The sequence below is a fragment of the Priestia sp. FSL R5-0597 genome (assembly GCF_038006305.1).
Classification (GTDB): domain Bacteria; phylum Bacillota; class Bacilli; order Bacillales; family Bacillaceae_H; genus Priestia; species Priestia zanthoxyli.
The window spans coordinates 17,073-39,112 of record NZ_JBBOUZ010000004.1 but is presented as its reverse complement, the minus strand read 5'-3'; the positions used below and the strand labels follow the sequence as shown (position 1 = coordinate 39,112).

26 protein-coding genes are annotated in these 22,040 nt (G+C 33.1%); 10 read left to right on the top strand and 16 right to left on the bottom strand.

Annotated features, from left to right (window positions below; genetic code table 11):
- The first annotated feature begins 95 nt into the window (after positions 1-95).
- Positions 96-623, top strand: coding sequence for an adenylate kinase DNA topology modulator (locus tag MKX72_RS28025; RefSeq protein ID WP_154974772.1), 528 nt, complete (start codon positions 96-98; stop codon positions 621-623).
- A gap of 420 nt (positions 624-1,043) precedes the next feature.
- On the opposite strand, the gene MKX72_RS28020 is transcribed toward MKX72_RS28025, so the two are convergent.
- The 3 genes from MKX72_RS28020 to MKX72_RS28010 all read right to left on the bottom strand — a co-directional run bounded on the left by MKX72_RS28020 (position 1,044) and on the right by MKX72_RS28010 (position 2,948).
- Positions 1,044-1,532 (bottom strand): spore coat protein, encoded by a 489-nt coding sequence (locus tag MKX72_RS28020; protein WP_098627456.1) that lies wholly within the window; start codon positions 1,530-1,532, stop codon positions 1,044-1,046.
- A gap of 108 nt (positions 1,533-1,640) precedes the next feature.
- Entirely contained in the window at positions 1,641-2,342 is a 702-nt protein-coding gene (locus MKX72_RS28015) for a DUF1796 family putative cysteine peptidase (protein ID WP_154974769.1), read from the bottom strand.
- A gap of 201 nt (positions 2,343-2,543) precedes the next feature.
- Complete coding sequence (locus tag MKX72_RS28010) at positions 2,544-2,948, bottom strand: DUF4183 domain-containing protein (RefSeq protein ID WP_028412740.1); 405 nt, start codon at positions 2,946-2,948, stop codon at positions 2,544-2,546.
- A 317-nt stretch (positions 2,949-3,265) separates the two neighbouring features.
- Between MKX72_RS28010 and MKX72_RS28005 the strand changes: the two genes are divergently transcribed.
- Positions 3,266-3,550 carry a DUF4183 domain-containing protein gene (locus MKX72_RS28005; RefSeq protein WP_154974766.1) on the top strand — a complete coding sequence of 95 codons (285 nt, stop codon included), beginning with the start codon at positions 3,266-3,268 and terminating at the stop codon, positions 3,548-3,550.
- Positions 3,551-3,634: 84 nt separating this feature from the next.
- Here MKX72_RS28005 and MKX72_RS28000 read toward each other — a convergent pair whose 3' ends face one another.
- The gene (locus MKX72_RS28000) at positions 3,635-4,195 is read right to left on the bottom strand and encodes a DUF4183 domain-containing protein (protein WP_155008787.1); all 561 of its coding nucleotides are present in this window, start codon (positions 4,193-4,195) and stop codon (positions 3,635-3,637) included.
- A 598-nt stretch (positions 4,196-4,793) separates the two neighbouring features.
- Here MKX72_RS28000 and MKX72_RS27995 point away from each other — a divergent pair.
- Together MKX72_RS27995 and MKX72_RS27990 are read left to right on the top strand one after the other, a co-directional pair.
- On the top strand, positions 4,794-5,270 hold the full coding sequence (locus MKX72_RS27995; RefSeq protein WP_154974761.1) for a hypothetical protein: 477 nt from the start codon (positions 4,794-4,796) through the stop codon (positions 5,268-5,270).
- A gap of 428 nt (positions 5,271-5,698) precedes the next feature.
- The gene (locus MKX72_RS27990; protein WP_052191924.1) at positions 5,699-6,211 is read left to right on the top strand and encodes a hypothetical protein; all 513 of its coding nucleotides are present in this window, start codon (positions 5,699-5,701) and stop codon (positions 6,209-6,211) included.
- A gap of 193 nt (positions 6,212-6,404) precedes the next feature.
- On the opposite strand, the gene MKX72_RS27985 is transcribed toward MKX72_RS27990, so the two are convergent.
- The 6 genes from MKX72_RS27985 to MKX72_RS27960 all read right to left on the bottom strand — a co-directional run bounded on the left by MKX72_RS27985 (position 6,405) and on the right by MKX72_RS27960 (position 11,695).
- On the bottom strand, positions 6,405-6,965 hold the full coding sequence (locus MKX72_RS27985) for a hypothetical protein (RefSeq protein ID WP_337050898.1): 561 nt from the start codon (positions 6,963-6,965) through the stop codon (positions 6,405-6,407).
- Positions 6,966-7,105: 140 nt separating this feature from the next.
- Positions 7,106-8,161 (bottom strand): phosphotransferase, encoded by a 1,056-nt coding sequence (locus tag MKX72_RS27980; RefSeq protein WP_154974758.1) that lies wholly within the window; start codon positions 8,159-8,161, stop codon positions 7,106-7,108.
- A gap of 6 nt (positions 8,162-8,167) precedes the next feature.
- Entirely contained in the window at positions 8,168-9,343 is a 1,176-nt protein-coding gene (locus MKX72_RS27975; protein ID WP_098112981.1) for a carboxylate--amine ligase, read from the bottom strand.
- Positions 9,344-9,346: 3 nt separating this feature from the next.
- Complete coding sequence (locus MKX72_RS27970; RefSeq protein WP_154974755.1) at positions 9,347-10,651, bottom strand: glycosyltransferase family 4 protein; 1,305 nt, start codon at positions 10,649-10,651, stop codon at positions 9,347-9,349.
- On the bottom strand, positions 10,648-11,304 hold the full coding sequence (locus MKX72_RS27965) for a PIG-L deacetylase family protein (RefSeq protein WP_098112983.1): 657 nt from the start codon (positions 11,302-11,304) through the stop codon (positions 10,648-10,650). The genes MKX72_RS27970 and MKX72_RS27965 overlap by 4 nt, the downstream gene beginning before the upstream one ends.
- 244 nt (positions 11,305-11,548) lie before the next feature.
- Positions 11,549-11,695 carry a hypothetical protein gene (locus MKX72_RS27960; protein WP_165574263.1) on the bottom strand — a complete coding sequence of 49 codons (147 nt, stop codon included), beginning with the start codon at positions 11,693-11,695 and terminating at the stop codon, positions 11,549-11,551.
- Positions 11,696-11,863: 168 nt separating this feature from the next.
- Between MKX72_RS27960 and MKX72_RS27955 the strand changes: the two genes are divergently transcribed.
- Positions 11,864-12,607 (top strand): hypothetical protein, encoded by a 744-nt coding sequence (locus MKX72_RS27955; protein WP_154974752.1) that lies wholly within the window; start codon positions 11,864-11,866, stop codon positions 12,605-12,607.
- 142 nt (positions 12,608-12,749) lie between these two features.
- Here the strand turns inward: MKX72_RS27955 and MKX72_RS27950 are convergent, their stop codons facing one another.
- Positions 12,750-13,571, bottom strand: coding sequence for a YncE family protein (locus tag MKX72_RS27950; RefSeq protein ID WP_098112985.1), 822 nt, complete (start codon positions 13,569-13,571; stop codon positions 12,750-12,752).
- Positions 13,572-13,867: 296 nt separating this feature from the next.
- Here MKX72_RS27950 and MKX72_RS27945 point away from each other — a divergent pair, with 296 nt between their 5' ends.
- From MKX72_RS27945 to MKX72_RS27935, 3 genes are all read left to right on the top strand, one after another.
- Positions 13,868-14,083 carry a spore coat protein gene (locus tag MKX72_RS27945; RefSeq protein ID WP_048022222.1) on the top strand — a complete coding sequence of 72 codons (216 nt, stop codon included), beginning with the start codon at positions 13,868-13,870 and terminating at the stop codon, positions 14,081-14,083.
- A 138-nt stretch (positions 14,084-14,221) separates the two neighbouring features.
- A complete protein-coding gene (locus MKX72_RS27940; protein ID WP_048022224.1) occupies positions 14,222-14,782 on the top strand; it encodes a spore coat protein in 561 nt (186 codons plus the stop codon).
- A 25-nt stretch (positions 14,783-14,807) separates the two neighbouring features.
- Positions 14,808-15,236: a spore coat protein gene (locus tag MKX72_RS27935; protein ID WP_014462117.1), complete on the top strand. Its 429-nt coding sequence runs from the start codon at positions 14,808-14,810 to the stop codon at positions 15,234-15,236.
- A 206-nt stretch (positions 15,237-15,442) separates the two neighbouring features.
- Here MKX72_RS27935 and MKX72_RS27930 read toward each other — a convergent pair whose 3' ends face one another.
- Entirely contained in the window at positions 15,443-15,877 is a 435-nt protein-coding gene (locus tag MKX72_RS27930; protein ID WP_014462118.1) for a hypothetical protein, read from the bottom strand.
- Positions 15,878-16,139: 262 nt separating this feature from the next.
- Here MKX72_RS27930 and MKX72_RS27925 point away from each other — a divergent pair, with 262 nt between their 5' ends.
- A complete protein-coding gene (locus MKX72_RS27925) occupies positions 16,140-17,423 on the top strand; it encodes a glycosyltransferase family 2 protein (RefSeq protein WP_155008786.1) in 1,284 nt (427 codons plus the stop codon).
- Position 17,424: 1 nt separating this feature from the next.
- Here the strand turns inward: MKX72_RS27925 and MKX72_RS27920 are convergent, their stop codons facing one another.
- The 3 genes from MKX72_RS27920 to MKX72_RS27910 form a co-directional block, all read right to left on the bottom strand.
- Positions 17,425-17,643, bottom strand: a complete 219-nt coding sequence (locus tag MKX72_RS27920) for a hypothetical protein (protein ID WP_014462120.1) — start codon at positions 17,641-17,643, stop codon at positions 17,425-17,427.
- Positions 17,644-17,658: 15 nt separating this feature from the next.
- On the bottom strand, positions 17,659-18,183 hold the full coding sequence (locus tag MKX72_RS27915) for a hypothetical protein (RefSeq protein ID WP_014462121.1): 525 nt from the start codon (positions 18,181-18,183) through the stop codon (positions 17,659-17,661).
- Positions 18,184-18,328: 145 nt separating this feature from the next.
- Positions 18,329-19,045 (bottom strand): glycosyltransferase family 2 protein, encoded by a 717-nt coding sequence (locus MKX72_RS27910; RefSeq protein ID WP_230683554.1) that lies wholly within the window; start codon positions 19,043-19,045, stop codon positions 18,329-18,331.
- A 176-nt stretch (positions 19,046-19,221) separates the two neighbouring features.
- Here MKX72_RS27910 and MKX72_RS27905 point away from each other — a divergent pair, with 176 nt between their 5' ends.
- Positions 19,222-20,304: a glycosyltransferase family 4 protein gene (locus MKX72_RS27905; RefSeq protein ID WP_154974747.1), complete on the top strand. Its 1,083-nt coding sequence runs from the start codon at positions 19,222-19,224 to the stop codon at positions 20,302-20,304.
- Positions 20,305-20,338: 34 nt separating this feature from the next.
- Here MKX72_RS27905 and MKX72_RS27900 read toward each other — a convergent pair whose 3' ends face one another.
- Entirely contained in the window at positions 20,339-21,583 is a 1,245-nt protein-coding gene (locus MKX72_RS27900) for a glycosyltransferase family 4 protein (RefSeq protein WP_154974745.1), read from the bottom strand.
- Positions 21,584-22,040 lie beyond the last annotated feature (457 nt).

Genomic DNA, 22,040 nt, shown 5'->3' with positions numbered 1-22,040 from the left:
AGTTCATGATGTTTTGTACGTAGCGAGCATAATTGAATATAAAAATAGTAATAATTGGATTGATTTAATTTTATACATAAATTGAGGTGATATTAATGTATAAGGTTGTTATATTTGGAAATAGTTGTTCAGGTAAAACTACACTAGCTGCACAGTTAGGTGAAAAATTACATATACCTATCCATCATTTAGATTTGTGGTTTAGAGAACCTAAAATGAGAAAAATATCGCAAATTAGGCAACGAAAGAGGTACTTTAAAAAAAAGTTAGAAAGGGTGTTAAATACAGCAAGTTGGATTGTTGAGGGATGGGGATATCTAGATACGTATGATTTACGTTTTAGTAAAGCCGATATTATTATTTTTTTAGATGTTGTCCCTAAAGAATCTAAAGAACGATTTTTAATACGAGAACAGAATAAACAAATGCACATAAAAATAACTGAAAAATTGGTTAAACAAAGCTTTTACAAAATTGATAAATTTCATGAAGAAAACCGACCTATTATATTGGATCTTTTTCAGAAGTATGAAGGAGAACCAGGGAAAAGCTTATTTCCTATTGCGAGAAAATACAATTTAGAACAATTACTTGCTACATTAAGAAATGGGAAATATGGATAGAAAAAACGTTTACTTATAGGTAATTTATAAGTTACTGAATTACTCCATTTCTTTCTTCAAGCGTTACTTATTTGTCCCTAGATATGGAATGTGTGTTAACACGCTTCTTTTTTATGAGTATTACATATGTATTTATGATGAATGAAAAACTCTTTTATAGTTATGGAAAATCGTTTACATAGAGGTTATAAAAAGTGTTTTGCTTTTTGTTGTAATATAGGCATTCTATAAATGTAGTGGCTTTAGATAACTTTCTCTGTAATAAAATAGTGTACAGGCTGTAGTAGCAAAGAATTTTCAATAGCTTGTACACTGTTAGTTAGTTTATGAGGATATATTGAAGATACTACTTGTCATAACTCTGTTCGCATAGTATTTTCAACAATTCTATTAACAGGTTATTAAAGGGTCAATGGTTTTCTAAGGAGTTAGTAACAAGGTCAATGCTTGTAAAAAATTTTGTATAAAAACAGCTGTATCGTTATTGGATGTTGTTACATTGACACCTTTACTGTTTTTAACGATAACTCTTTGTCTATTTAATTGAAGTGACCTTGCGGTTTGGGAAACTTCTTGTAAAAACAGCCTTATTGAATTGGCATCGAGACCTATTGAAAGTAACAAAATGGTTAATATTTGTATGAAGCTTTGAAGAAATATGGCTGTTTGTGTATCTGTTGCAGTAATAGTAACATCACAGGAGTTTTTCACAAGAATGATTGAATCAGAAACTTGATCACTGAGGATCTGTTGTCTGGTATCAGTTTCAATAAGTGCATTGTTATATCTATTGGAACAAAAATAATTTTTCTCTGCACATTTTGTTTTTTTACAATTTTTTTCTTTTTTTCTTGAAGGTTTGGAATTTAGACAACTACAGTAGCACTTTCTTTTTTTAGAACAACTCAAAGTGTAACCTCCTTTATATGTTTCTAGTATATTAATATGAAAATTAAGGAGGTTTGCTTGTATACTTGTCCCTTTTCTTTTATATATTATAGGAAAAAAGAGTAACGTTTAATTTAATAGTGTTATGCCGCTTAATAAATCATTCCAAACAGAAGTATTGGTGCAATTATCTCGCGAAACTTGAACCCAACAAATTTTGTCTTCAGGTGTTCCAAAATTCATGTCTTTTACTCCATGTAATTCTTCGTCAACAGTCTCAACTAACAGAAGGTTAAAGTTACCGTTAGTCATGTCTGTTAAAATTGATTTTAAGTTAATTACGTCTTCGTAGCTTGTGGGCATCCATTCATATCTTATAAATAACGTACGTTGACTTTGCGCGATTTGATTAAGAAATGTTTGAATACGATGATCTAATCTTATTTTATAAGGTGGATATTGGGCAGACCAGTCTTGATTAGGAATCATGGGGAAATCGTGGACAGAGTCGATGTTATATTTAATATCTGTAACATAATGAGCTCTTATTGATTCAGAAGTTCCTGGTTTAAAAATAGGGTACCCGTTATCATCCATATAATTAGCGAGTATGTCTTTTTCAATTATGTTTTCTGCTTCCATAAAACCTTGAAATTTATTTCTTAATAATGTATTTATATCGGGGAGATAAGGAGATTGCATCCAATCGAGGGGAAACGAATGCCTTCTCAAACCGTGACGTTCGGAATAAAGCGCTGGGCCACACCAGCTTCCTAAGCCAGCCACCAAATTATAAGGGCCTTTTATATCTTGTAAGTTTATATCAATCACTCCTTTTTTTTCTTACACTATAGTATATAGAATAGGGTTTTCAGTTGATTGGACAATGAAAGGCATATTTAAAAAGAATCTTTTTTACGAGTCTATATAAAGAGCAATTATTTATATTGGAAATTCAAATGTTACACTCCAATATAAAATAAAAAACATGACAAGATTAAAGGTTTGTCATGTTTTTTATTTTATATAGGATTACGTATTAATTACGGTAGTGACAGATAACGTACTAGTTGGAGTTGAGGTAGAAGTTGCAGAGTGAGTAACAAATTCTACAATTACAGGTGCTCCAACAGTTACAGTATCATCAATATTTAAGGCTGTAGTAGATAAAGTGTAGACATTAGTAGGTTGCATGACTCCATTGATATATATATTAGCGTAAGAATTAGCTGTTACATCAGGCAAAGCTGTGATTGTTGCTCCTACATCATCAATAAAGCTTCCAGCAGGTATCGATGTGACTCCTCCTGCAACCATTGGGGCCGTTACAAATGTTGTAAATCTTGCTGGGGTAGGAGCCACACTCGTTGCTGTTGCTACTGTAATATCTCCAGCAATTGTACTAGTGGCTGTAAAAACAGGTTTAATAATAGGCATATGTCTTATTCTCCTTTCGAAGCATGGGATGTAGAAAGAATGTTAATATCCCCTCTATCTATTAATAGTCAGATTTCTATTATTTGCCACGGTCAATAGTCTATATAGGCAGTCCAAATTTTTAAATGGTGAAGAATCTTTTTACCATTTAGGTCTTTTGCCGTTTCTAAATTAAAGTAGAAGAATAATAAATAGAGAATTAGCGTTGTTTTATATTTCCTTTAATGATTTCAAAGTGTATTCGTAAAGAAGCATTTTAAAATTTTTAAAAAAGAAGAGCGATAAATAATTCAATAATTAAGAAGGGAGGATTATAAATGCCAATCGTTAAGCCCTTTATGAATTCTTTAAGGTTTAGTAGCACTGCAGGAGCAGGAACAGGTACTGGCGCTACCTATAATATTCTTGCTACAGCTTTTACTACTGATGGAGGAACAGCTGCTACAGTTTTTCCAACTGCTCCTGCTTATTATAATCTTTATATTAACGGGCAAATTCAAACAGGTGATACTTCAACAGTTACTACTAGTTCTATTACCATTCCTGATGGAGACACCCTTGCATCTGCTACTCCTATTGTGGTTGAGTTTGTTGTAAACTAACTAATGTATTGTATTTTTTAGCTGATTTCCCAACTGGGGAAGTCAGTTCTTTTTTTATGACTATCTTAGAATTTATAAACTTTTTTATACTTCCTTATTAATTAACACAAATTGGATAATAATAGGAACCCCTTTTGAAGGCACTTCTTCTGTTAGTAAAGTTAAGCTTCCTTTTTGAATTTGATAATTAATATTAGGCTGTAGAATACCATTAATAAATAAATTGATATAAGAAGCTTCTTCAGGTGCCAATATTTCAGTGGTTCCATATTGAGCTATCCCATCATTATTGGTATAAAGGCGTTTTTGACCATCTGAAAAAGTAAAATATAATAAATTAGTGGAGGGAATTAAATCTGAGAGTGGAGGCCCCTGAGGCCCCTGAGGCCCTTGAGGCCCCTGAGACCCCTGAGGTCCTTGAGGCCCCTGAGACCCCTGAGGCCCTTGAGGCCCCTGAGACCCCTGAGGCCCCTGTAGCCCCCGAGGACCTCTATACTTTTGATTACAGAGGTTATGAATAGAACAAAATACCAATATAGATTGTGAATTGGAAACATATACAGAATGGGGTAATCTGTAACAATGAGCTTTTCGTTTCTTTTTTTTGTAAGAGATCTTTTTACAGAGAACGTATCTACGTATCAAGTGTCAATACCTCCTTTTATTGCAATTTCATCTACCTTAAATCAGTGAAGGGGAGAGTAGACATACAAGAAGGATAAAAGAAGAAAGGTAACCTTGAGGTTCTTTATACATTAGAGTAGTTAATTATAACTTGACTTTTTATAGCTTTTATAAAGAAAAGATGAAGAAATATTACTCTAGCGACTTTTGTCCAACATATACATTCACACGTGTCTTCTTTATCTGGAATGATTATATATAGGTTTGTTAACAAATATTGAAATAACTGTAAGTTTTTCAGTTTTTTCTTCAAATAGAACTTCCAATACTTATGGTATTCATTTACTTGGTAAATGAGCGCCTAATGATAGTATAAGTGCTATAGAATTTATAACCTAAGGGTGAATCCTACTGATAACTAGCATCATCCGGGCTCATTGTTTAGGAGCATTATCGATACAATTTTTACCTCTTCATTCACCAAGTATATTAAATAAATAGATTTCACTCTAAAACGCCTTAACTACATAGCGTATACAGGATGTAGTTAAGGCGTTAGCAGGAACAATAAAGACTTGTATTGAATGTATATACAAATTGTATAAATGAGGTGATAAGGTTGGGGAAATTGGATAAGTACGCTCGGCAATCAAAAGCAAAAGAACCAAGTAAGGTTCTGCCCATTCGATTACCTGAAAGTATATATGAGCAATTTCGACAACGTTGTGAAGAGTTAGGGTTATCTATGTCTGAAGCTGGATATTTGCTCATTAAAGAAGAATTAGAAGATGGTCTATACAACGCTAGTACAAATGAAGTTGCTGCAACTACACAGCGAATACAAAATCGTATACATCGTGAAAACACTTCGTATACAAAGGAAAATACAGATAAATCCCCTTTTTTTTCTACTAGGTGGACGTCAATTAATTATGAAGTTGAAAACGAATTACCTTGTCCTCTATGTCACCAATGGTATAGCAAAGCGAATTTTTCTCGGCATGCCAAAAACCATAGTGCCACTACTAAAGAGCTTTTAGAAAACAATGAAGATATAGTTTACAAAATGATTGATGAACGTAAACTAACTCTGTAAACAGTTTATTATATGTATTTGTATAGGTGTGGAGATTCACCTTTTGATTCCAGAAAGACACCTGAGAGGGAACAAAAGGTGAATGTTCTAATTGTTAAAGTAATGATGCATGAATGCATTTTCTATTCACCAAATGGTGAGGGGGTGAAATTCTGCAATTAAAGCATTGTATTGTACTTGAATTTTACATATTTGTTTACGCCTTAAACTTCACTGCTACTGTTTCTATTAGCTTATCAAACAACCAACCTCTGCGAAATTTCTACTCTAATTACCTTATCTCTACGTACAAATAATTCCTTTAACGTGTTGTTAACCTGAAATTAGATAGTCAAATAATCACTTTTTTTATGAAAATGACTATTATTGGACAAGCACACAAACATTTTATAAACAAATGAATAAAATAGTATATAAATAAAAAAGGAGTGATTATTATAAAAAGCTATCGTCACCATAATAAAAACGATGAAGTATATTATGTAGAAGCTGCTTACCCATCTAAGGGTTCATATAATAAGAAAAAAGAGAATGAAAAATTCTTTGTTGAAAATCATACAATTGAGGGTTCTGGAACCAATTTAACAGGAAATATCCCATTAACTATTGCAGTTCCTGCTAATGCTATAGATGTAACTGTTTTTGAAGACTTTACTAGAAACCATAACAAAACGCTTCTTCAGTTATCAGCTGCAGCTACTGGCGTTGGTGTAGCTACTGGTCTTACGGTATCAATTTTTGTTAGAGGATCTAGACTACCGATCTCAGCGACTATACCTGCAGGTTCTACAAGAGCCTTTCAAGTTGAAAACTTTGAAAAATTAACTGTTTCGAATCCTTCTGCTACTACGGAAGGAACTTTAAATGTCTTTATACAGAAGACATTCTGTATTGGTTGTAATAGTCAAAATAAAAAATCCAATAAAGGCTGTTGCTTCTAAAATAGTAAAAAAACCACCATGTACAATTTACTTTGTGCATGGTGGTTTTTTATTACTAGAAAATTTTAAGTATCTTGATTACTCCAGCTATATCTTAGACATTCTGTAAAAAAAGAAAAGGGCTATTAACCCGAGAGCTAATAGTCCTTACTCATTATTTAGTTACAAGTAATTAGGGTTAGAATTAAATAACTTAATTGTAATAACTTTTACTGCACTTACATTTATTTTTAGCATAGTCTTTTTCGTAAAAGACAACTTTATCTTTGCCATAATCTTTTTCATGTTTGTCTTTGCATTTATCTTTGCCATAATCTTTTTCATGTTTGTCTTTGCATTTATCTTTGCTGTAGTCTTTTTCATGTTTATCTTTGCATTTATCTTTGCCGTAGTCTTTTTCATGTTTATCTTTGCATTTATCTTTGCTGTAGTCTTTTTCATGTTTATCTTTGCATTTATCTTTGCCGTAGTCTTTTTCATGTTTATCTTTGCATTTATCTTTGCTGTAGTCTTTTTCATGTTTATCTTTGCATTTATCTTTGCCGTAGTCTTTTTCATGTTTATCTTTGCATTTATCTTTGCCGTAGTCTTTTTCATGTTTATCTTTGCATTTATCTTTGCCGTAGTCTTTTTCGTGTTTGTCTTTGCATTTATCTTTGCCATAGTCTTTTTCTTCTTTATTTTTACGCATGTCATACATCGCTTTCAAGCAGTGCTTACTTTCTTCATTAGAATCATAATAAAATTTAGTCAAATAAATTCCCTGCCTTTATTTAAAATTGGTGTTTCTATATATTGTATTTTTGAAAAGGGAAATTGCTTGTACATTAAGGTAAAAATAGCTTTTAGACTATTGTTAAATTGATAGTCTAAAAGCTATTTTCCAAAATCTGTTTATTCGTATATTCCTAGTTCCCTGCCCCATGTTGAAATTTTTTCAAGGTGATAACTTAAGAGCTCACCTTCACGATTATCAGCAATCCTTCTCAACTGAATATGAAGACCTCTTTCTAAGGTGCGCTGGAGGTAGGCCATTTTATAAAGAGTCATAGGGTTTGTTTTAAACGTAATTCCGTATTTTTTCATTTCTTCTACGTACAGACGTACACATTTAGTACGTATTGTTTCTGCATTGGCTTGCCAATCTTTTCTGAAGCCTAGCAGTAGTTCTACTAATACAACCATGTCAAACCATACTGGAGCGTATTTTGCTGATTCCCAATCGATGAATTGAATAGGCCATGGTGTATGACCAGTAACATTTTTGCTACATATATTTTGCATATGCAGATCCCCATGGGTGATAGCTAATCCATTTTTAATTAATTCAGGGAAGAAATCTGGTCCTTTATTGTATAGCTTAATTAATGATAGATAATAAGGTTTTACAATATGATTAACCCGAGCATCTTTTATTGATGCGTGCAACAGATCAACTGTTTCATTCATAGATTTGGCCCTAGTCTTTTTTGTAGAAGTATAAACAGGGAGCCAATTTTTCCAAACGTTTTCCTTCTTTTTGAACCTGTTTTCAAAAGTTTGAGCATGAAGTTTAGCTATACTTGGGATAATATATTGAAAGTGAGACGGAGAGAAGGTCAATTGTCCACGTATTTGACTAACGAATTCCATAAAGATCCAAGTTTCATTTTTTACTGTTTCTACAAGATAAATACGAGGCAAAAACTCCTTTAAAATTGGGTAAGATTTTTTATAAATATTGATTTCTACTTCATTTTTATAGGCTGTTGAATTGTAGACCTTAAAGATAATTGGATAATAACCATTTTTTCTTTGAAGCAGTAATTTATATATACTACTTCGTTTTGTGGATTTTAAACACTTAATTTCTGAAGGGATAATTGTAACTTTCTCACCCATCGAATAAGAAAGTTTTTCTGCTATTTTTAAATCTGTAATCCGATAATAGAGTGCCTTAGGATCATACAATAGTAGTCATTCCTTTCGCTTACGTTTCCACGTATTAACTAAATGAGACCATGCGCTTCTAAAAAATGGCATTGGATCATTCCATGCAAATAAAGCAAACTCTTTTTGACCTTGCAGCCCCAGATAAAAATCTTTGAATGTCATTTCGGAAGTTTTTTTCTTTTGAAGGAAAGTAAGGTAATACCTTATAAGGTAAATCCATTTAATACCGTCTATTTGATTCAATCTAGGCTCTGGGTTTTGGTTAGTGAGGTATAAATAATAGGTGTAGGCAAAGTCAATACCTGAGGGGCCTGTGAGACTATGGGTAAGCCAAAAGCGAGGGTTTATTTCAATGAATTTATAAATTCCATCTCTTGGATCCTTTTTGAATTCAGCCATACCTATGCCTTTGAGCTTTATTTCTTCAAAAAATGGAAGACATATATCGATAAGTTTAGGAACTCTTTTGCTGACAATATGAGCACCTGTTCCAAATTCTGCAGGAAACTGATGGTTTTTTTGTAAGGAGAATAATGCAAGTAGTTCCATATTTTCAGTATAGAGAGTAGCTACTTTATAAAAGCATTGATTGTCTCCAGGAATCAGTTCTTGAATAACTAATTGTCCGCATTCTCTATAAAAACAATAATCATTCCTTAACTGCTCTGGAGTATCAAATACAATTGCTTTTTTGTTGATTTTCTTTCTGAACTCGTGGCCGAGAACAGGTTTTAAAATACATGGGAATTCAACATTTAAGATAGCCTCTTCAAGTTCCTCTTTACTATCTATTACATATGTTTTTGGACATGGAATATTATGCTTGACAGCGAGCTCGTAAGTTTTATTTTTATCAAGCACTTGCTCAACTAAATTATCATCAGGTAATAAAAACAAGAAGTAATTTAGCAATTCGTCTCGGTTTTTGGAAATGAATTGTACGTAGTCATCTGCTCCTGTATATAAAACAGGTTTTGAACCGATTTTTTTAGACAGGGTAATCAAGAAGTTTAATAGTTTCTTTTCCTCAGTTAAAGGACTAGGACATATACCGCAAGTAGCAAGGCGTGATTTTCCTATTTTATACGCTTTTTTCGTGTCAAAAGCATAAACTTTTATGCCTTTTGTTGCTAAACTTCTAATAATGCCAACTCCGTTAGCACTTAGGTCAAGGATAACTGCAGAATGTTCATGGTTCATACTTTAATTCATCTCCCAAAAATCAGTGTACAAATGCTGTATTTTCCCTACCATGCTGTCTATAGTTAAGTGTTTTTTAGCATGAATTTTCGCATTCATACTCATTTTATTTCGCACTTCTTTATTTGTAATAAGAAATTTTAGTGCATGTGCTAGCTGTTCAGGGTCTCCAGGTTCAACAATAATACCGGTTTTATTATGCTTTATCAGCTCAGGAATTCCTCCGCAATTTGTGGAAATTACAGCAGTGCCGTTATGCATAGCTTCAATTATTGAAATGGGTAAGCTATCATTAATTGTTGGAAGTACAAAAATGTCAGTTTTATTTAAGAGTGAAGGTACATCATCTCTGGAACCTAAAAAGTTTACCATTGATAAACCTAGAGCCTTTTTCTGTTTTTCTAACTTCTCTCTCATTTGTCCATCACCGACGATTAATACCTCCACATTGGAAGTGTATTTTTTCAGGCGTGCCAGCGCGTCAAACAGATAATTATGTCCTTTTCGAGGACCAAGCCTAGCTACGCACGTAATAACTAGCTTTTGTGAGTTCTTTTCTTTTCCTTCCCTTTGGTTCACTGGATAATCAATTCCCGTAATAACTGTAGTAATGTTTCTATTTTTTGCTCCTAGCTTTATTAAAGGTTCACGAAATGAATCACTTAAAACAATAATATGACTTGCATATTCAATCGCTTTACTTTCAAGCTCCGTAAAATACGCTTCTTCTACGGAACCTTTTTTGATGATGTTAAATTTGAGTCTATTAGATGTAAACATGCCATGAGGTGTAAAAAATAAGGGTTTATTGTAAAATTCATTAAACCTTCCTAGAATATTTGCTGTAAACAAATCTTGTGCATGAAGAATATCGTATTTCTCTAAATTCACTGTTTCAAGCATTTTTTCGTATACATATATAAGCCTTTGATGATTTAAAATTCTCTCATTGTAATTTCCATAGCGTTTGGTAAACAAATGTTTTAGGTTTGGAGTGGCAATTTCTCGAAATTGCTTTACTTTTGAAGTTGAAAATTGATTGGGGGAAATAATGTCTACTCTATGTCCCTGGCTTTTTAAACTTTTACTTAAAGTAGAAATATAATTTGAAAGTCCACCTACGTGAGGAAAGCTCCAAAAGGTAGCAATTAAAATAGAAAATTTCTTTTTTGAACTTTGTTTTGATGAGCTTCTCCTCTTAGGGATTTCCTTTGCAACGGATTTTTTAGGAGAACGTGACTTAAGTCCATAATATTGATCTAATGTTTCAATTAGATAGGGGTAGGGAAAGGCAATCTCATGGTTCATTTCCAAACCCTCCTTATAATTTCAAAAGCTTCAGCATAAGGTACGCCAACACTCATGCCTCTTACCCTTCCTAAGTACTCAATGCCTTCGTAAGAACGGGGATGAGGGAACGCTCTCATTTCGAGATCATAATGTTTAAGGGCATTAAGTTTATTTTCCATAGTGTCCGTAACATCTACAAAGTAATTCGGTTTAAATGTTTTTTCGCAACCAAAAGCACCCCATTCACTCGATGAAACGGTTTCAAATGTAATTAATTCTATGGGGGGCATATAAGGAATTGGCCTAGCTGCAGTTAACACTGCTTGAAAAGTAATCTGATGGTCTTTATTTAAATCTCCATAGTGATGTGTAAAAATCTTGACGGGTTTGTATCGTTTGATAAGTTGTTCAATCTCTTTAGTTAACTCATGAAGAGGAATCATTTCTAGTTCCAGATTGACATGCTCAAGAAATATTACTTCTTCAATGCCAATTTCTTGATTGGCAAGTCGACCAAATTTTTGAATGTGATGGGCTTCTTCCTTTCGGCCTAAAGCAGTAATTACCGAAATTACTTTATAACCTTCATTTACAAATTTTTTTAAGGTTCCTGCAGTTCCCAATAGTTCATCATCAGGATGAGCCCCGATCACTAATATACAATCGCTCATATCTGTGCCTCCTGTAACTTTTTCTTTTATACTTGTACTATAAACAATATATGAGGTTATCCATATATTAGAAACCGTCATTGGCGGAGAATTAAAAATTAGAGCTCTACTAGTTAACATAGAAGAGATATTTGTTGTATCCTTTGTTATGTAATTTTAGTAGTAATGAAAGGTTCCCAATAAAAAAGAAATAAGACCTGTTGATAAAAGCCAATAGGTCTTATTTCTTTTTTAGCTAAAATTATTATTTAGAATTAAATTTCCATAAATTAATAACTCTCATTTTTTTACAAATATCTTTACAAGAATCATGCTTCTCATGCTTTTCACACTTTTTGCACGGATTTTTGTGAGCTTTTTCTTCTAAAGTCCAATCTTCTTTGTATTTCATACCAATATCACCTCTTTCATTACTATAATATGTAACCATTAGTAACAGGAGAGGGTGCTTGTCTTGGATTTTAACAAAAATTTTTTATGAAATTGTATGTAGATAGATAAGCATACAAGCAATTTATTTATAAAGGAATAGAATAATAAATGGGGAAGGAGGAACAGAATGGGGAAATCATATTTTCATTACCAACATAATCATAATGGATGGGATAGGTTGCCGAAAACAACTTTCTTTAAATGGCAGGATAAGAAAAAGTACCAAATGCTTAGTAATAATAATGATCAATTTATTTCGTCTAGCAGCGTTAAACAACTTGATTTTTTGAGTGACAAAGTATTTGTACACTCTTCTGAGAGGTTGGTGGAAAAAAACGAGAATGTACTTACGAGCTTTAAAAGGTATGAGGTAGTTGGCCAAGGAAAAGATGGTGTTATTTATCGATTGTCTTCTGATCGATGTATAAAAGTATTTTTCAAAGAGGAGGTATATGAAAAAGAGTTAGAAGCGATACAAGTGGGACAGCCCTCTTCTATTATTCCTCAACTCTACGGTTATGGACCAAATTACATAGTCATGGAGTATATTGAAGGGATTTCTTTGGCAAAACAGCTTAAAAAAAACGGAGATATAGAAAAGTCGTTGGTTGTACAGTTGATAGATTTCTTTGATGAATTAAAAAAATTAAATTTTCGTAGACAAGATACTGAATTACGACATATTTTAATAAATGAACAGGGGAATTTTAAAATGATTGATCTTAAAAGAGCTTTTACTTCTAACCGACCTATTCCTATTAAATTGCTAACCGATTTGAAGGAACTAAAATTATCAAAAGAATTTTTATCTCATGTTAAAGATATCCGTCCTTCTCTTTATCAAAGGTGGAAAAAATTTGATGAAAAGTGAATTCTCTAAGCAGTAGTCAAAATTATTAATTGTAGCAACAATAACTGTGTGCTAATAGGGTTATTGTCGCTACAGGTTATAACATAAAATCACTGTTATGCCACCTCTTATAGAGCATAAATATCCACATTATGTTCTTGTATTAGGCATCAGTTATTGTATAAGTTGATTGATCACCTACAGGGAGGGTAGCAATGACAATATTCGTTGCACCATCAATGACAGACACTACACTATTTTCTTCGTTCGTTACGTGAATTTGATTATTATCGACGTTAACATCAACCATAGACGGTTGTTCTATGACTGGTACTATCCCAATTACAGCGTTTGTACCTGCATCAATGACGGAAACAGTGTCACTATTTTTATTAGCTACATAAATACGGTTGCTGGATAGATTAGCCCCTAAGTCAGTAGGCTGATCACCCACTCGCACTGTAGACATTACTGTATTTGTTAATCCATCAATAACAGAGACAGTATTTTTGAACTTGTTTGCTACATAAATACGATTAATATAGGGATGAACATCTAAATTAATTGGATGGGTTTCTACAGCAATTGTGGCTATAACAATATTTGTTGCACCATCAATGACGGAAACAGTATCTTGACCTGCATTTGTGATATAAACTCTATTTGTGTAGGGGTTAACTCCTACACCTGAAGGCTGATCACCAACTGGAATAATGCCAATAACTGTATTAGTTCCTGCATCAATAACTGAAACAGTATCATCACCTTTATTAGTTACATAAATACGATTAGTAGATGGATTTCCATTTACATTTGTTGGCTGACGACCTACATTTATAGTGGCAATAAAATCATTTGTTGATCCATCCATTACAGAAACCGTATTGTTATCCTCATTTATTGTATAAATTTGATTAGTAGATGACTTTCCTCTTGGAGATAAAAAATCACCTGCAACATGCACAACCTTTGCTTTTTTTCCCATTTAACTCAACTCTTTTCATAAATACTGTTAGGAAAATCGTTGAAAACATAAGGCACTTACCTTATGTACAAATATATGATGTTAAATTTATTTTATTATCTTAAATTTTTTAGGGAAAGGATATGACTATTTAGAGTGCACCTGAGATAGACATGTTGCTGTTTTATTTAAATGAAAATATAGGTGAATAAAAAATCGCTTCAATAACACAGGAAAACACTGGGGAATTGTTTCCTTTTAGGCCATTCCTGCATATGTTGTTATGAATACGACCTTATACAAAAGGAGCGATTAATATGAGTGATTCACCCAAAAGACCAGAGATTGTTCCAAATAAGCTAATGGACTTATTAGTAAATGACGTTTTTTCTAAACATGGCATAGATAAAGAACAGATCAAAGGAAATTTATCTGAAGAGAAGAAGCAAATGCTTAAAGAAATGGTTGAAGATTTGTCAAAACGAGTGGATGAGTTTGTAAAACAAACAAATGCTACCAACAAGAAAAAATGAATTATACCATTCATAAACGCCGTTAAATAGGCGTTTTTGTTGTTTTTTAAAATGGTTGCACTCAATGGTCAATTGGCCCAATCCTATTGATTGGTATGTTCATATATTAATACATACCATGAAAAAGGAGTGTTAGTTATGTCATCTAAAAAGTATTATTCTTACGATGTAAAGAAAAAATGCAAAAGCAAACATAAAAAAGATGATTCTAAGAAGCATTGTAAAGATGGCTGTAAAGTAGATCACTATGAAAGTGAATCTACAGAATATGATTACTATAATAGTCGTGAGAGTTTCGAAAGCAACGAGAGTTTCGAAAGTTTTAATGCAGAAGTAGTTCAAGATGCAGATCAACTTTCTTTAATTGATCAAGAATCAGACGAATTAATTTGGATTAAAGATTCTTGCGATATTAACGTCACTACAACAGATACTCAAGCAGCTATCGGTATTCAAGTGGCTATCCAAGTAGCCATCGCTATTGTAATCCGTATTGCCATCGGCGATACTGTTCAAAAAGATGGTGTGCTTCAAGACTTATTACAGCTATCTGAAATAGAGCAAACAAATAAACAAAAAATTTATATTGAGAATTCCAAAGATGTAGAAATTACAACGACTGATACAGACGTGGCTCTTAACGTTCAAGTACTGTTACAAGTATTAGTAGCTATTATTGTACTTGTCGATGTTCTTTAATTAAAAATTAAACGAGGTGAGAAAAATGGGTGAAAGAAAATGGAGAGCACTAGACCATTGTGAAAATAAACGGTTCAGTGGTAGAGACGTATGGCAAGAAGCTGATCAAATAGCAGCTACTGAACAAAAATCTTTTGAGAAAATTATTGTTAAAGATTCAGAAGGTGTTAGAGTACAAACAACAGATACTCAAATAGCAGCAACTATTCAAGTAGCTTTACAAATAGCTATTGCAGTAGTAGTTCGTATTACAATCGGTGATAATGTTCAAGGAAACAGCGTCGTTGAAGAACTAAAACAATTCGCTAGCATTAAACAAAAAAATTCTCAAAAAACAATTATTGAAAACTCTACAAATGTAAATGTTACAGCTACTGACACAGATATCGCTGTAAACCTTCAAGTACTATTACAAGTATTAATCGCTATCTTAGTTACATTAGACATCCTTTAATATGTAACTAACCTTCTGAGCGTAAAAACAAGGAAGGGAAATCATTTTAATCCTATATAGGAAAACAGAATAAAGAGGAATTTTTATTCTGTGAATGCATTTAGCTAAATTTATTCGTGCGTGTTTTAGTAAATAAAAGAAAGTAAAAAAGCCTTCGCGTTTGCAAAAGCGAAGACTTTTTTATTAAATAAAATTCAATAATATCCTTAATCCGAATAAGCAACTCCATTAAAACTTTCTGGTCCAACTCTCACAGTTCCTAGGATGTTACAAGTGATAAAAGCTGTGTAAATTAAAAGGTTAGAAGCTGGCTTTGGTACGTTAAAATCTGAAGCAGTAAACGTAAAAAGCTGTGGTCCTAAAAGGTTAATATTCAACGCCTCCGACGAAGAGTAGACAACTGGGTCGTTAAAGGCAGTACCTCTTACAATAGTAATTGTAACAGTAGTTGCGACAGGGAGGAGTGGTAATTGGCAAGCTACAGTACCACTTAATTGAGTACGGATAGCACCTGTAGCACTTGTAACGTTGAGGCCAATTTGACCGAATAGACCTGGATTAGAGAGAAGTGTAATAGGGATAGAAATAGAGTTAGCAATACTAGCATTTTGAGATGTTCTAGAATCTAATAATATTGTCATGGTATTTTAAACCCCCTTTCTATGTACTATTACTATATGAAAACTTGTCCCCCAGTGATTGGACAAACTAATTAATTTACAAGGTTAATTAAACCGTTCTCAATTAAATCAAGATACAATTAAGAATGCTTTTTTATAAACAGCGTTTAGGTTTAAACCATACATATAGATCAATACACATAAACTGAAGGTATGAAAAACAATAAATAAGGTATCATGAAGCTGCAGCATAGTTAGCGTTCTTAAGGACGGAGGAATATAAATGAGGGATATTCAGATATTTTTAGTTGGTTATGTAAACTCAAGTTCGATAAAAAAGGCCGTGGACTCGTTACATTTTATCAATAACCGCATAAATGAAATTATAATCTTGGACATACCAGAGACTTTACTGCAATCAGGAATGACTTTTGAAGACACAAAGATACAATGTATAAACTTAATAAATAATGACCTAGGATTAACGTTAAATTATTACATTCACGGATTGTCGTGTGAATATGTTATGTTTTTGTATAGTTATGATTATTTGAATGATAATGTAATGAAGCACACATTAACTTTAAATGATAAAAAAGGTGCTATGACTTACGATTTTATAATTAATAATAAAGTTATAAAAAGACCGTTTCTCATAAAAACATCTTTTCTGAAGCAAAACCCTTTCTTATCTAAGAGTTATCTTCCATTTAAAGAATCAGTTCTTCCATCTTGGCTTTCACAAATAAATGAACTATCTATCCTTCCTTCACCCAATAAATTAGTTAATCAGGTATCTATAGATAAGACCAGTAGTCACCTTCAAAAATTGAATTTTATCGAAAAGTATCAGCAAAAATTAGAAACACAGAACATACCTCCTTCAATTACGGTTATGATAGCTAATTACAATATGGGTAATTACGTAGGGATAGCTATTAACTCGTGCATTCTACAAAGTAGCCTTCCAGAGCAAATACTAGTCGTTGATGATGGATCAAACGATCATTCCCTAGAGATTATAAAAAGTTTTAAAAACACACCAGGTTTTAGGTTTCTTAGTAAAGATAATGGTGGGAAAGCAAGGGCTCTTAATGCGGCTCTATCATATGTTGAAACAGAATTTGTCATGGAGTTAGATGCCGATGACTGGCTAGACCCAGATGCATTTTACACTATAAGAAGATGTTTAGAAAATTTAAAGGAAGATGTAGCTGTTCTCTACGGTAATTTAAGAGCATGGAAGCAGAATGGAGAAGAAAATATAAGGTATAAAGGGTTAAGGAAAGGACGAGCGATTCTCAATAGAAACGACCTTCTTTCTTATGTATTTCCCTTAGGACCTCGCATCTATCGCACGTCGACTTTAAAACAAAATAACGGGTTTCCTTTAATTGATTTTGAAGGAGGACGAATGTATGAGGATGTAAGTGTATTAAATGATCTAATAAAAACACATCGATTGTTATATAAGGATATGACAGTTTATAACGTAAGGGAACATCCGTTAAGTATCACGAAAAAAAATCACTCCAGTTGGAGTGATTTCTTAAAATACCTTGACTAGTTTACGCAACCGGTGAAATTTTAATTGAAGTAATTGATGGAAGAGCAATAGTTAAAGGAAGAGTAGTTCCGCCATATCCATATCCCACAGTTTGAAGGATTGTAATAAGGCCATTTGTTACAGCAGTGATAATTCCTTCAACAAAGCCATCTGCTAGTGCGATTTCGACTGGTGTACCAATACGCTTTGTTAATTCAGCTACTAAAGTACTTTCAAACATAGTATGACTCCTTCCTTAAAGTGATGATACTGTTTCAACTTTAGAAAGTGGGATATAGTTTAACGATCCGTCACTTTCGGCAACTGCCACGTAGTCTGATAAAACAGCAAGTAAAACACCTGTAATGGTTTCATTTGGTGTAGATAGTTGAACTGTTTGATTAACACGATTTTTTAAGTCGTTTCTAATCGGGGCTGAACCAGATGAAATTGGTAGTCCTGCTAATATGGAGAGAAGATTTCTTAAAAGATCACTAGCAGAAGTAGTAGTAGTACTTACAAGGCCCGTAGTAGTGTTTAAGATATCAGTTGTAGTCGTATTAACGGTATTTAAAAGGCCAGTTGTAGTTGTATTAACAGTATTTAAAAGATCTGTTACGACAGTAGTAGGATTAATAGTATTTAAGGCGTTAGTTACAGTAGTAGCAGGGTTGACAGCATTTAAAAGGTCTGTAGCAGAAGTAGTAGTTGTGTTGACTGTTTGAGGTAATGAAAGCAGGTTTTTTAACAACGCTGCTCTTGCTTCACTTGATAGTGCCAATAGAATTCATCCTTTCTTAAAGCAAAGTTTTTGCATTATTATCTATGTTTTATAATATGCTTATCCGATTTTAAGGTGCTCGGCGGTTTACCTAATTTACTTAAAAATCCGCCTTTCTTATACAGTAGCAAGAACTAAATAGTAATTAAGAGTGTTCTTTATATTTTAACGCTAGCTGTTCCATTACGTGTTTATGACTATTAATTACAATTTTGTTTTCTTCTTTTATAAAAGAAGCATATTTTTTGCTCCCCATATTTTCATGTATCCTTGATAACAAAAGGGGCTGAGGGATGTATTGTAAATCGAATATTTGAATGATTCGTAACCATAAGTCATAGTCATGAGTATAAAGAAGTGTCTCGTCAAAAAGACCCACATGGTCAAACACACTTTTGTGAATCATAATTGAGCAGCCGTTAATAATATTTCCTTTGCTTATTCTAGTGATAAGATCTAATTTATTTAACGTCTGAATACCTAAAGGCGGACTAATGATTCGTCCTCTATAATTGATGGCGTAGTAATTTGTGTGACTAAAAAAGGCATTATGAGTTTTCATCGATTCTAGTTGTATGGCGATTTTATGATGATCATAAATATCATCAGAACTAAGCCAACATATATAATCACCTGTTGCTTGCTGAATTCCTACATTTAAAGCACTCGCTGTGCCACCATTTTCTTTTATAATATAGATGATTTTATCTAAATAGGGAAGGATTTTATCCGTATGCTTAGTAGATCCATCATTTACTACTATAATTTCAATATTGGTGTAGGTCTGTTTAGTTAAACTATCTAGTGCATGATCGATATAAGAGCAATTAAAGAATGGCACAACAATAGATACTTTTGACATATTCACTTCTCCTTTCAAGAATTTTCACTTCTCCTTTCAAGAATTAAAAATCTGTGATTATGTTTTTAGGAAAAATAACAATTTTTAAATTTACATCGCATTTATTAACATATGTAACACGGTTTACATATGAAATAGAAGTTTATTAATTCTACACGTAAAGGTGGAGAGGGAAAATGAATGTATTATTCGTGTTTTATGTTCCAAGTGGAGGAGTAGAAACGTTAAATCGTCAAAGGTGTAAAGCCCTTAAAAAGTACAACATTAATGCTCATTGCCTTTATTATGAAAATAGAAAGAAAAGCATAAATGACCATGGGACCCAAACGTTTGTAACGAATGAAGACCATGAAATTAAAAAAATACTTGATGAAGGAGATTATAGTCTCATTGTCATTGTCTCAGATTTTCAAGCTCTTCCTCGGTTTAGATCGCTTGGATATCAAGGGAAAATGATTATTGAAATACAAGGATACGGTCCAAAAAGTACAGCGAAATCTGCTCTTACAGATGCTATACCTCTTGTCACTAACTATGCTTCAGGATTTCTTAATCCCAAGACTCCTCATATCGTGCAATTACTAGATGAACTCTACCCCTCATTTCCAAAGTTTAGTTTCAACAATTGTTTTGATACTAATCAGTTCTCCTATAAAGCTGTAACTACTAGTCATCAGCCTAACGTCGCATGGATTGGGCGAATCGAAGATAACAAAAATTGGAGAGAGTTCTTAAAAATCGGTAGCGAATTAATCCATAATCACAATTCAAACATACGATTACATATGTTTGAAGACCCTACTCTAAGCGAAGCTAAGGAAAGAGGTCAATTTGAAAAATTAATTAAACAGTTAGATTTAGAAAAACATCTTTTTCTTCATGCAAACGTTCCGAATGATCAAATGGCCGTTTATTTTTCCATGATAGGGGAATCAGGCGGATTTTTATGCTCTACTTCAAAGGTAGAAGGAGCCCCATATTCTCTTCTTGAAGCGATGAGTTGTAAATGTCCGGTTTTAACCACTGACTCCGATGGCGTAAGAAGCTCAATTATTCATAATAAAACGGGGAAATACTATACATTAGGTGACGTTACCGAAGCTGTTAAAGAGGCAAAGGAGTTAATGACGGATTCTCAGTTAAGAGAAAAGATACGTAAAGATGCTTTTGAGCACGTAAAAGTAAATTTCAACCCAGATTTATACTGTGTGAATTTTATTTCAATGATTCAATCACTGGGACTAAACCTCAGTAAGTAAATAAAATACCAGATATTTTCTAGTATCTGGTATTTTATTTTTCTTGATTTTCTGTGTTAAGTTTTTCTGCTTGTTCGTAAAGCGACAAAAAATTAGTAACCATTTTGTTAAGGTCCCATTTATCTTGAGCCCACTCTTTTGTACAAGAAGCTAGCTGGTTTCGAAGTAAATCATTTGCAAGCAAATACTTTAATTGCTCATACAGTTCATAAATATTTCCTACAGAAGAGACTAGCCCGCTCCTTCCCACTTCAATCATTTCAGGTAATCCAGCTGTATCGCTAATAAGAACAGGAATACCTGCAAGCTGGGCTTCCATAACAGAATAAGGCTGAGTATCGTGAATACTAGGGTGAACAAAGATATCGGCTTCTCTAAGGAAATGAAGAACATTATTCGAGGCACCTAAAAATCTAACTTTATCTTTTAGATCTAAGTTTGTGCATTGTTCTTCTAATGCCCCTTTAATTTCGCCTTCCCCCAGTATCCAGCATTCCCAATCCTGTCTACTTTCTTTTAAGAGAGCAAGGGCATCTAGGAGGTGATGAATGCCTTTTAAATAGACAAGCCTTCCCATATAAAGGATAATTTTTTTATTCTGCTTGGGTCCGATAAGTGGCTTCTTCATAGCATCCCAAAGGAACTGTTGATTACTAATTCCATATGGAAAGGTAACAATTCTGTCTGAAGGAATAGAGAAATTATCTGCAATATTACGAGACATCCATTTAGTTGGACTATGAATAAAATCACTGGCTTGATATCCTAACTTCTCAATCACCTGGTGATATTGATATTCAAATGTAGCTTCTATTTGTTCGTCTGTTTTATGAGGGTGCATGGTTTTGAGCGTGAAAAAGATATCACGTGATAGATTTCCAAGAGCACTAGTAACAAGTGGAATATGAGAAGGTTTAACTCGATTTATAGCGTTTGCTGCTGTGACATCTAGCGCATGTATAAGGTCATATTGCTGAAGGTTGTAATATGCTGCGGAAAGCTCTAAGCTATAACGAAATAATTCAGTGTTGTATATCCAACTCTTCATTGGAAGTGAAGGAAGCTCAGTAAGCAATTTTTCTTCAATATAGGGGGAAAGAACAGCAATATCTATTTCTGGTTTTTGTCCAATGATTCGATATTTATTTAAATCAGGGGTCTGGCTAAGGATATGAACTGTATGACCTGACTCTTTCAGTGACTGTTGGAGTGATGATACAAATGTCCAAACGCCTCCGGTATAGGGGAGTGGGTAATAGGAAACTAATAAAATCTTCATTTTATAATCATCCTTTAATTATTTTCTCTCTATTCAATAGGAAGAGGAGAAGAATAAGAATTTTCAACGTCTAAAGCACCTCATTGAGTATGAGAAAGAATTATACTTACAACCCCAGGATCAGGTATCTTATAATTGGTAGGTAAATTAGTTTTTACTTCATTTAAAAACTCAATTAGATTTTCATCAAATAACGAATCCTTATTATCCTTCATGTATGTCCCTTCTTTTCTTAAAATTGATATATGCTTAAATTTTTATTATTTTGCAAATCCCTATTTATATAATATGTCCAAAATTTTTAATTGGTACGGACGAGTGCATGCTGATAGTAGATAAATATAATAACAAGTTTTGCAAATTCTTTTTTACAAAGTGTGTTTATTAAAGTTTCCATACAGATTTGTATGTAATAAACTTTACACATTTCCATGTAAAGTTTTAAGGTGAAAGATAA

Coding starts and splice junctions, on each gene's coding strand:
- MKX72_RS28025 (WP_154974772.1), top strand. CDS start 96: ATGTATAAGGTTGTTATATTTGGAAATAGTTGTTCAGGTAAAACTACA.
- MKX72_RS28010 (WP_028412740.1), bottom strand. CDS start 2,948: ATGCCTATTATTAAACCTGTTTTTACAGCCACTAGTACAATTGCTGGA.
- MKX72_RS28005 (WP_154974766.1), top strand. CDS start 3,266: ATGCCAATCGTTAAGCCCTTTATGAATTCTTTAAGGTTTAGTAGCACT.
- MKX72_RS27975 (WP_098112981.1), bottom strand. CDS start 9,343: ATGAACCATGAACATTCTGCAGTTATCCTTGACCTAAGTGCTAACGGA.
- MKX72_RS27970 (WP_154974755.1), bottom strand. CDS start 10,651: ATGAACCATGAGATTGCCTTTCCCTACCCCTATCTAATTGAAACATTA.
- MKX72_RS27965 (WP_098112983.1), bottom strand. CDS start 11,304: ATGAGCGATTGTATATTAGTGATCGGGGCTCATCCTGATGATGAACTA.
- MKX72_RS27960 (WP_165574263.1), bottom strand. CDS start 11,695: ATGAAATACAAAGAAGATTGGACTTTAGAAGAAAAAGCTCACAAAAAT.
- MKX72_RS27955 (WP_154974752.1), top strand. CDS start 11,864: ATGGGGAAATCATATTTTCATTACCAACATAATCATAATGGATGGGAT.
- MKX72_RS27950 (WP_098112985.1), bottom strand. CDS start 13,571: ATGGGAAAAAAAGCAAAGGTTGTGCATGTTGCAGGTGATTTTTTATCT.
- MKX72_RS27945 (WP_048022222.1), top strand. CDS start 13,868: ATGAGTGATTCACCCAAAAGACCAGAGATTGTTCCAAATAAGCTAATG.
- MKX72_RS27940 (WP_048022224.1), top strand. CDS start 14,222: ATGTCATCTAAAAAGTATTATTCTTACGATGTAAAGAAAAAATGCAAA.
- MKX72_RS27935 (WP_014462117.1), top strand. CDS start 14,808: ATGGGTGAAAGAAAATGGAGAGCACTAGACCATTGTGAAAATAAACGG.
- MKX72_RS27930 (WP_014462118.1), bottom strand. CDS start 15,877: ATGACAATATTATTAGATTCTAGAACATCTCAAAATGCTAGTATTGCT.
- MKX72_RS27925 (WP_155008786.1), top strand. CDS start 16,140: ATGAGGGATATTCAGATATTTTTAGTTGGTTATGTAAACTCAAGTTCG.
- MKX72_RS27920 (WP_014462120.1), bottom strand. CDS start 17,643: ATGTTTGAAAGTACTTTAGTAGCTGAATTAACAAAGCGTATTGGTACA.
- MKX72_RS27910 (WP_230683554.1), bottom strand. CDS start 19,045: ATGTCAAAAGTATCTATTGTTGTGCCATTCTTTAATTGCTCTTATATC.
- MKX72_RS27905 (WP_154974747.1), top strand. CDS start 19,222: ATGAATGTATTATTCGTGTTTTATGTTCCAAGTGGAGGAGTAGAAACG.
- MKX72_RS27900 (WP_154974745.1), bottom strand. CDS start 21,583: ATGAAGATTTTATTAGTTTCCTATTACCCACTCCCCTATACCGGAGGC.